Raw genomic sequence first — 8,876 nt, 5'->3', positions numbered from 1 at the left:
AGAGGGAGAGAAAATGCTGCGGTGGACCGCCGGGGTCTGTCCCCGGTGAGGGAGGCGTCACCGAGGTGGACCGGGGTCTGTCCCCGAGGTGGACCGGGGTCTGTCCCCAGCCGGATTGCAAGCAAATGGTCTGCTCGGGGCCGGTCGGGGTCTGTCCCCGGTGGGGGAGGTGTGGCGCGCTGGGGCCTATCTCGCGTGCTCGCGGTGGGTGGCTTTGCCTTCGATCGTGTTGCGGTCGTCGAAGGGATGCAGTGGTTTGCTTTCAAAGGTGGTGGTGTGAACGTGCACCGACCCGAAGCCGCGGAACAGTTTGGCGAGCACACACTTGCGGATCAGATTCCGACCCACGGGAACCAGCATCACGAATCCGACGATGTCGGTCAGCAATCCGGGGGTCAGCAACAGGGCGGCCGAAAATACGATCATCAGCCCGTCCTGGATCTCGCGACTGGGCATCCTCCCCTCGGCCAATGCCAATTGAAATTTCTGCCAGGCGATCAGCCCCTCACGTTTGGCCAGCCATGAGCCGATAATGCCGGTAATGATGACCAGCAAGAAAGTCGCCGCGGCCCCCGTGACCTCGGCCAACTGTAAAAGCAAGTACAGTTCGATCAGCGGGACGGTGACGAACAGAAGTAGCAGTCGAAGAAGCATCGAAATCGCCTACAATTGGCGGAGAATGGAGCCTGGCAAACACGCGGCTAAACCGGACCGGTGGAGTGCCATCGTGACCGTCGGCCGTTGTCGATTTGCCATGAAAGCGAATTTCGTGCCATTTGTCGCTTTTTCGAATGAGTTTCCGCCACACCACGACCCGATTTCCATCAGGAGACGATCATGATTGACCAATCGATGACTGTTCCCGGTGCGGAAGATCTGTACGCTCGACTGTGGCATCGCGGCGACGGCAACGAGCGCGGGGTGATGATCCTAGTCCACGGCTTGGGCGACCATGGCGGCCGCCACGCGTCGTTTGCCAAGCGGATGCTGCGTCGCGGTTGGGCCGTTTTCGCAGTCGATCTGCCTGGCCACGGACGCTCTCCGGGGCGACGCGGGACGGCCAAGAGCTACGACAGCGTGCTGCAAATCATCGCCGCCGCGCGAAAGCTGTTGTGGGAGTCGTTTGCCGAAAAAGATCAGGTGCTGATCGGTCACTCCATGGGTGGCAACTTCGCGGTCAACTACGCGCTGCGTCACGATGAGTTTGACGCCTACGGGACGCCCGATCTGTCCGGATTGATCTTGGTCGCACCGATGTTGATGCCGCCGAGTTTCCTGGACCGGCCCAAGATTTTCGCGGCCTGGGGAACGGGCCAACTGTTCCGCTGGATCCGTCTCTCCAAACCACCACGGATGGATCAATTGACGCGCGACGACGACGTGGCCGAACGTTTGCGGGCGGACCCGCTGCAACACAGCCAGATCTCGCTGTACCTGGCGACTCAGCTGTTGGCGCAAGGCCGCTTCGCACTCGATCACGCCGCGGGCATCGAGACGCCGACGTTGGTGTTGTTGGGCGACGAAGATGAATTGATCGATCAGGCCGCGTGTCGCAACCTGTCACTTCGGATGCGCGCGTGGTCGGAGTTTGTCCGTTGGCCCGGCGGACGTCATGACCTGCTGCACGACGTTGATGCCGAAGACGTCGCCGATCACCTGGCCGGTTGGATCAGCCGCACAGTCACGGGCGTTCAACCGGCTTTGCAGTTGGCGCGTCAGGTGGATGTGAACTCTGGAACGTTTGACGGTACTTGGCCCACCACTGGTCCGCTTGGGCCTCGGACCATTCCGGTAGGTCACTGATGCCGTCGAGTTGATTGAGGATCTGTTGGGCCGAATCCGGACGATCCTTCGGCTCTTTCGACAAACAGCGAAAGACTAAATCGTCCAGTGCCGGCGGGATCGCTTGGGTGGTGTGTTCGCTCGGCCGCGACGGCGGCACATTGGCAAGCTGGTGCAGGATTTCGGCAATCGATTGCCCACCGACCGCGTTGCGTCCGGTGAGCAGAAAAAACGCCACCGCGCCGAACGAAAACAGATCGGATCGCGGATCGTTGGTCCCCGGATCGTGAAGCCGTTCCGGTGCCAGATACTGTGGTGTCCCCGCCACCAGATTGCTCGCCGTGATCGACTGTGAGCTGGTGGTGTGAATCGGCTTGGCAAGCCCAAAGTCAAGGACCTTCACGACATCGGAAGTCCCGCCACGAACACAAATCATCACGTTGCCCGGTTTCAAATCACGATGCACCAGTCCGGCATGGTGGGCTTCGCGGAGTGAGTAGAGGATTTGTCGCAGCAAGAAGATGACACGCGCCGGCTCGATCGCGTTTTCAAGATCTACCAGACGAGCGAGCGTTATCCCGTCGATGTATTCCATCACCAGATAGAAGATCCGCTCTTCGGAAACGCCATAATCTAAAACGCGGACGGTGTTGACGTGCTCCAGCTGGCTGGCCGATTGAGCTTCGCGCTGAAATCTGGCAATGCTTTCCGAATCGCTGAATTGGGGTTTCAGCAACTTGATGGCCGTCGGGCGTTTCAAGAGCTCATGCTGCGCTTTGAAAACCCTCCCCATGCCTCCCTCACCGATCTGTTTTTCCAGTCGGTATTGACCCAGTTTCTGGTCTTCGCCGAAACGATGACGGAGGCGACGGATGGAATAGTACGAGCCGGCGGCGATGCACAAGCAGAGTGCCGATTGAACGATGACGGCCCAGGCAAAGACGCGTGTGACGCCCGCTGAAGGATCGACTTCATCGGCATCAAATTCGGTCGCGACGCCCACCTGGAGATCGTCGATCCAACGCCAAGCCCCGACAACGATGACGCCGCGATAGTCACGATAACCGTCGACGTCACAGCCGTCGTTACCGGACAGACACATGCGGGCCATCTTTGTCAGCGGAAGCGCTGATGCGGGTTGTTCGAACCGATAGCCCGCCGTGGTATTTCCGCCCGGGTCGCGAAGGTAGATGTTTCGAATGCCGTCCTCAGTTGCTGTCGGGATCAATCCGGCTTGTTCAAGTTGACGATCGAATCGGCTGGTCGTCAGCAATTGGCCGTCGCGGTTAAAGATATAGGTCTCACCCGACTCTCCCAAGCGGAATGCACGCGTGATCTGCTTCGATTTCTCTTTGCTTTTCGAGTCGTGTATCTGCAACGCTGCAATGATGTGGCCGTCGGCGTCGCAAAGTGGCGTCACGATCGCCAGATGTGGATGGAACGCCATGCTCTGGTCCAGCTTGGCGATCGAATGATCCCGCTCCAGCGGCGCGAGCTCGGAGTGTCCTTCGAACACCGACGCAAGAATGCTGGCTCCCCACGGCGTTGCGTTCTGACCGATGCGTCCACCGGCAGAGCTTGCCCCGGCGATCAGACGGTAGCGCTGATCCCAAATCGTGAATTGTTCCTCGCGTCCGGCCAGGGCCGTGATTTCGCGGTGAATCTGTAACCGAATCGGCGCCGCACCGGGGGTTTGGGACGGATCGTCGGCGTCGCGGGTGAGGGAGACCAGTTCGCCAACGGACTGACGAAGATGGCTGCTGCGCGCCCAGGATTGTGCCTTTTCGATTTCGTGATCAAGCCATGCTCTCAGGGCCAAGACATTGCTGTCGACGATTTCGTTCAGGGTTTCGCGGCGGATCTCCTTTCGCAACGTTTCGATGTAACGTTGGACAAGATAGCCGATCAACGCGAGCACCAAGCACGAGATCAATCCGCCCAGGGCCAGTTGACCTTGGCGGCCGAGACCATGGGAGAACTGCCACCAACGCTCGATCCCAATGTCAATCACGTTTCTCTTGGAGCCGGCCAGCACCTTCGGCTGGAAATCAGCAACGGTGGTGTCGGCGGATCGAATGAGGGTCCGCGAATCATCATGCTCCAGCAATGCATCAACCGCGTTGCGGAGTTCGGGCTCGTTGCCGCAAACGTCTTCCAAGACACGTTCACGTTCTTCGCGATCGAGGTCGACCACGCGTAGAAACAACTCTTTGACTCGGCCGTATTGGTTCGGCGTCACGCCTGGTCATCCTCGTTGAGTTGCTGACGCAGCCAGGCGCGGACGACGCGCCATTCACGATCGACCGTCGACTTGGATAGATCCAGGTACTCGGCGACCTCTGCGCTGGTCATTCCCCCGAAGAAACGCAGCTCGACGATTTGCGCCTGCCGCGCATCGATCTCCTGCAGCTCCGCCAACAGCTGGTCGACGGCGATCAGGTCGTGATCGTGGTCCGGAGATAGAAAAAGTTGGTCTTGGAACGGAATCCTCTTGGCGGCTCCCCCTCGCTTTTTGCGATTTCGGCGACGTGCGTTGTCGACCAGGACGCGGCGCATGGCTTTCGCGCCGATCGCCAAAAAATGGGTCCGCCCCTGCCACTGGACCTGCTTTTGATCGATCAGTCGCAAGAACGCCTCATGGACGAGCGCCGTCGGCTGCAGCGTCACCTCGTTAGGTTCGTGTCGCAAATAGGCTGCCGCCATCGAGCGAAAATCTTCGTAGACCAATTCCAGCAAATCGTCGGCCGCCCGTCGCTCGCCGCCGGAAACGCGTCGAAGAAGTTCGGTGGGGGACGGAGTCGGCGTCGTCATGAGGGCTTTTCAAAAAAAATCCGTGAACCGATGACTCATTCGAAATGGAACTGTCGCGTTAACGGCGTCAACCAAGGTCTTCGTTCTGCGACACCCCGTTTTGTCCAACCACGATCCATCCAGGAAATTTCGTTTGATGCCCGAGACGACCACCCTGTTTCTGATCGACCCGGATCCCTTGGCCCGGCGGATCGTCGGCCGGATCGCGGATCAAATGAACCTCGATTTCCGGAACTACACAAGCGGCGAGGACTTTGTAGAAGCATACACGCGCCGCACGCCGGGGTGCATCATCGCGGAATTCAGGTTGCTGGGAATCAGCGGAATCGAGCTGCAAAATCGATTGGTCGACGAGGGCATTTCCTTGCCGATCCTGTTCGTCTCCGCGCATGGGGAAATCCCATTTGCGGTGCGGGCGATGAAACAAGGTGCGATCAACGTCCTGGAAAAGCCGGTCAGCGAGCAGGCGTTGTGGGACTCCATTCAGCAAGCCCTCGCCCACGAGAAACGCGCTCGGCGGATCGATGCGAAGCATGCCGCCGTGGGCAGGCGTCTGGCCAAACTGACGTCCAAAGAACGTGAAGTGTTTGATCTGCTGGTCCAGGGGCACCCAAACAAAGCGATCGCCAATCGACTGGATCTGAGCATTCGGACCGTCGAGGCGCGGCGTCATCACATCTTCAGAAAGACCGGAACAAAATCCATCGCGCAGCTTGTCAGGATGGTGGTCGAGACCGAGCGCCGCGGTGGTGATCGTTGAATCGCCGAAAGAGGGGACTGCAGGCTTTCGCGGTCCATTGTCGCTGCATGGGACGTCGATTGAAAAAGTGACGGATTTGTTCGTTGCGGAAGTCGCCAAAACGATTGCAGCGCGAGCCCTCTCTGGCGTTTGCTTGCTGCGCAAACGCCGTCTCTCCCAGAGGCAGAGAATCTAACTGGTTGCCCAAAGCCGCAGCAATACAATCGACGTCGTGCAACCGCCCGCGGCTTCGGGCTCTCAGCCGATCACGTCGCAGCCCATCCAGGGTTGCAGGACTTTGGGGACCGCGATGCTGCCGTCGGCGCGTTGGTGGTTTTCGATCACAGCGATCATGGCGCGTCCGGTGGCGACCGCGGTGCCGTTGAGCGTGTGCAGGAACTTGGTGCCTTTCTCGCCGGTCACCTTGTAGCGGGTGTTCAATCGACGCGCTTGATAGTCGGTGCAGTTGCTGGTGCTGGTCACTTCGCCCCACTCGCCGCCGTCGCCGCGTCCGGGCATCCAGGCTTCCAGGTCGTACTTGCGATAGGCCGGTCCGCCGAGGTCGCCGCTGGCGGTGTCGACGACGCGGTAAGGAACCTCCAAGGCGTCGAACAACTCACACTCCAGCGCCTTCATCTCTTCGTGCATCGCGTCACTTTGATCGGGCAAGGTGAAGGCGAACATTTCGACCTTGGTGAATTGATGCACCCGGTAAAGTCCCTTGGATGCCCGTCCGGCCGCGCCGGCCTCGGTGCGAAAACAGTGACTCAGCCCGCACAGCTTGATCGGCAATTCGGTATCGGTGAGCGTCTGATCGCTCATCATCCCGCCCAAAGTGATCTCCGCCGTGGCGACCAGATTCAGTTCGGTGTTCTCGATGCTGTAGATCTGGGTCTCGGGGCCGCGGGGGTTGAATCCGGTTCCTTGCAGAACGCTGGTCAGCGCCAGGTCGGGCGTGGAAACCGGCGTGAAGCCTCGATCGGAAAGAAACGAGATCGCGAACTGTTGCAGTGCCAGGTCCAAGCGGACGGCGGCGTTGCGAAGGAAATAGAACCCGGCTCCGGCAACCCGTGCCCCGCCTTCGAAATCGAACAGGTCGTGCTTCTCACCAAGCTGCAAGTGATCGAGCGGCTTGAAGTCGAACTCCGGTTTCGGCGTCGCTCCGAAAGACAACTCTTTGGCGTCGTCTTCGCCACCGGTCGGTGCGTCGGGGTGGGTCAGGTTGGGGATCAGCGTTTGGATGGCCAGGATTTGTTCTTCCAATTCGTCGCACTGTTTTTGAGCGGCGTCCTTTTGCTCACGCAGCTCGCGCCCCTTGGCGATCAGCTCTTGTCGCTGGTCGTTTTCGGATGCCTTGGGGATCTGCTTGCTGACCTCGTTGGCCTGGCGGTTGAGGTCTTGGGCGAGTTGCAGCTGAGTGACTCGCTGGGCGTCCAATTCGGCGATGCGATCGACGTCACACGGTACGCCGCGGCGCTCACAGTTCTCGCGGACCAGGTCGACATTTTGAAGGATGAATTTCCGATCAAGCATGATGAGTTGTGAGGGTGGGGAAGGATGGTTCGCTGTGAGGGGGCGTCTGGGAGAGGCGTTTCGCCTGTCTGGAGTGCTGATTGACAGGCTGGAAGCCTATCCCACTTGTTTGGCGATTTCGTTCCAAAGTCGGGTCGAAGCCTGGATGCCGCGATGGTAATCCTGGACACGGAATTTTTCATTGGGGCTATGCGTGTTATCGTCGGAAAGCCCCCAGCCGAGCAGCAGGCAATCGCAGCCGAGCACCTCTTGAAACCGGGTGACGATCGGGATCGAGCCGCCTTCGCGGATGAACACCGGCTTGGTGCCGAAGGCGGCATCGATGGCGGTTTCGGCGGCCTTGGCAAACGGCGTGTCGATCTTGGCCAACATGCCGGGCGCCCCGTGATCGGTTTCCAGTTCCCAGGTCACGCCGGGTGGGGCGACGGCGCTGAAGTGCTGGTTCAATTGCTCGGTCAATTCCTTGGGGTCCTGATCGGCGACCAATCGAAAACTGATTTTAGCCGACGCGACCGCCGGGATGATGGTTTTGACCCCTTCGCCTTGATGGCCCGATGTCAGCCCGTTGATGTCGAACGTCGGTCGAGCCCAACGTCGCTCATCGGTCGTGTAACCCTGTTCGCCGAACAGTTCTTTCACTCCGACACTTGCGGCGAACGCTTCGTCCGATTGCGGCAGCTGGGCCCATTGTTGTCGCTCCGCATCGGTCAGCGGCTGAACCCGATCATAGTAGCCCGGGATTTGGATCACGCCGTTATCGTCGACCATCGAGGAGAGCATTTTGCAAAGCGCGATCGCGGGGTTCATCACCGCTCCGCCGAACGATCCGCTGTGCAGGTCTTGGCTGGGGCCACGGACGGTCAATTCATACGTGGCGATCCCGCGCAATCCGTAGGTGATTGCCGGTTGCCCGTCGGCGTACTGGCTGCTGTCGCTGATGACGACGCAATCGCAGGCGAGTTTCTCGGCCAACTCCGGCAGCATCCGTTCCAGGTTTTCGCTGCCGACTTCCTCCTCGCCTTCGATCAGAAACTTGATCTGCAGCGGCAGGTCGTGACCGGCCGACAGCCAACGACAAACGCTTTGGATGTGCGTCAGGACTTGCCCCTTGTCATCGGTCGCGCCGCGGGCGAACAGGTCGCCGTCGCGGACCGTCGGTTCGAACGGACCGCTGACCCAGTCCTCCAGCGGTTCGGCGGGCTGGACATCGTAGTGGCCGTAGACCAGCACGACCGGTGCTCCCTCGACCGGCGCGGTTTGGGCGACCACCATCGGATGCCCTTCGGTCGGGATGGTTTCGACGGACAAGCCGGCGCCAGCGAATTTCTCGCCGACCCAATCACATGCCCGGCGAACCTCGGCCCGCAGCCGACTGTCGCTGCTGACGCTGGGAATCCTTAACCAGTCGATAAGGTCCTTTAAAAGCCCGTTGCGGTCGGCGTCAAGGGATTCAACCAGCTGTTCCAGCGACGCATCGTCCAGCGGTCCTGGGGCGGCGTTTTCGCGGGGTGGAGACACAACAATGACTCTGATTCGGGGGTGAAAAGTGAGAAAAACCGTTAAAATCGGGTCTGCCTTCGGCTCTACAACCGCGCTACAATAGGGGCCGTGCAATCGTAACAACAGTGGGCGTCACCACTGGCCCAGCGTTACCACGACGGAGCAGTTTTCGAAAATGTCAGACAAGCAAGTCATGGTTGCCGATCCGGCCGTCGAAAAAGAACAGAAAACGAAACCCAAGAAACAGCCTCGGTACAACGTCATTCTTTGGGATGACTCCGACCACAGCTACCAGTATGTCGTGATGATGATGCGAAAGCTGTTTCGCTATCCGGTCGAAAAAGGATTCGAGATCGCGACCCAAGTCGACTGTAGCGGCAAAGCGATTTGTTTGACCACCACCATGGAACACGCCGAATTGAAACGCGACCAAATCCACGCCTATGGCAAAGACGATTTGATCCCGCGCTGCAAAGGCAGCATGAGTGCGACCATCGAGCCGGTCGGCTAA

Annotated in this window: 7 protein-coding genes and 1 pseudogene; 3 read left to right on the top strand and 5 right to left on the bottom strand. The window is 59.5% G+C overall.

Annotated elements, in window-relative coordinates:
- Window positions 1-186: 186 nt before the first annotated feature.
- Window positions 187-654, bottom strand: coding sequence for an FxsA family protein (locus tag H1B37_RS30330; protein ID WP_182871038.1), 468 nt, complete (start codon window positions 652-654; stop codon window positions 187-189).
- 183 nt (window positions 655-837) lie between these two features.
- On the opposite strand from H1B37_RS30330, the gene H1B37_RS34195 reads away from it, so the two are divergent.
- Window positions 838-1,803: an alpha/beta fold hydrolase gene (locus H1B37_RS34195; RefSeq protein ID WP_286178378.1), complete on the top strand. Its 966-nt coding sequence runs from the start codon at window positions 838-840 to the stop codon at window positions 1,801-1,803.
- 25 nt (window positions 1,804-1,828) lie between these two features.
- On the opposite strand, the pseudogene H1B37_RS34190 reads toward H1B37_RS34195, so the two are convergent.
- Together H1B37_RS34190 and H1B37_RS30320 are read right to left on the bottom strand one after the other, a co-directional pair.
- Window positions 1,829-2,884: pseudogene (locus H1B37_RS34190) on the bottom strand (serine/threonine protein kinase); the annotation flags it as partial.
- Between the two features lie 1,133 nt (window positions 2,885-4,017).
- Window positions 4,018-4,593: an ECF-type sigma factor gene (locus H1B37_RS30320; protein ID WP_182871036.1), complete on the bottom strand. Its 576-nt coding sequence runs from the start codon at window positions 4,591-4,593 to the stop codon at window positions 4,018-4,020.
- Window positions 4,594-4,729: 136 nt separating this feature from the next.
- On the opposite strand from H1B37_RS30320, the gene H1B37_RS34655 reads away from it, so the two are divergent.
- Window positions 4,730-5,353 (top strand): response regulator transcription factor, encoded by a 624-nt coding sequence (locus tag H1B37_RS34655; protein ID WP_182871035.1) that lies wholly within the window; start codon window positions 4,730-4,732, stop codon window positions 5,351-5,353.
- A 237-nt stretch (window positions 5,354-5,590) separates the two neighbouring features.
- Here the strand turns inward: H1B37_RS34655 and serS are convergent, their stop codons facing one another.
- Both serS and H1B37_RS30305 read right to left on the bottom strand, forming a co-directional pair.
- Window positions 5,591-6,865, bottom strand: a complete 1,275-nt coding sequence (gene serS, locus H1B37_RS30310) for a serine--tRNA ligase (protein WP_182871034.1) — start codon at window positions 6,863-6,865, stop codon at window positions 5,591-5,593.
- Between the two features lie 96 nt (window positions 6,866-6,961).
- Window positions 6,962-8,383: a dipeptidase gene (locus H1B37_RS30305; protein WP_436299065.1), complete on the bottom strand. Its 1,422-nt coding sequence runs from the start codon at window positions 8,381-8,383 to the stop codon at window positions 6,962-6,964.
- Between the two features lie 157 nt (window positions 8,384-8,540).
- Here H1B37_RS30305 and H1B37_RS30300 point away from each other — a divergent pair, with 157 nt between their 5' ends.
- The gene (locus H1B37_RS30300) at window positions 8,541-8,876 is read left to right on the top strand and encodes an ATP-dependent Clp protease adaptor ClpS (protein WP_182871033.1); all 336 of its coding nucleotides are present in this window, start codon (window positions 8,541-8,543) and stop codon (window positions 8,874-8,876) included.

The sequence above is a fragment of the Stieleria mannarensis genome, from assembly GCF_014154935.1.
In the GTDB taxonomy this organism is placed as follows: Bacteria; Planctomycetota; Planctomycetia; order Pirellulales; family Pirellulaceae; genus Stieleria; species Stieleria mannarensis.
The sequence above is the reverse complement of the archived record's forward strand: the minus strand, read 5'-3'. Positions and strand labels throughout refer to the sequence as shown.

Coding starts and splice junctions, on each gene's coding strand:
- H1B37_RS30320 (WP_182871036.1), bottom strand. CDS start 4,593: ATGACGACGCCGACTCCGTCCCCCACCGAACTTCTTCGACGCGTTTCC.
- H1B37_RS30330 (WP_182871038.1), bottom strand. CDS start 654: ATGCTTCTTCGACTGCTACTTCTGTTCGTCACCGTCCCGCTGATCGAA.
- H1B37_RS34195 (WP_286178378.1), top strand. CDS start 838: ATGATTGACCAATCGATGACTGTTCCCGGTGCGGAAGATCTGTACGCT.
- H1B37_RS30300 (WP_182871033.1), top strand. CDS start 8,541: ATGTCAGACAAGCAAGTCATGGTTGCCGATCCGGCCGTCGAAAAAGAA.
- H1B37_RS34655 (WP_182871035.1), top strand. CDS start 4,730: ATGCCCGAGACGACCACCCTGTTTCTGATCGACCCGGATCCCTTGGCC.
- serS (WP_182871034.1), bottom strand. CDS start 6,865: ATGCTTGATCGGAAATTCATCCTTCAAAATGTCGACCTGGTCCGCGAG.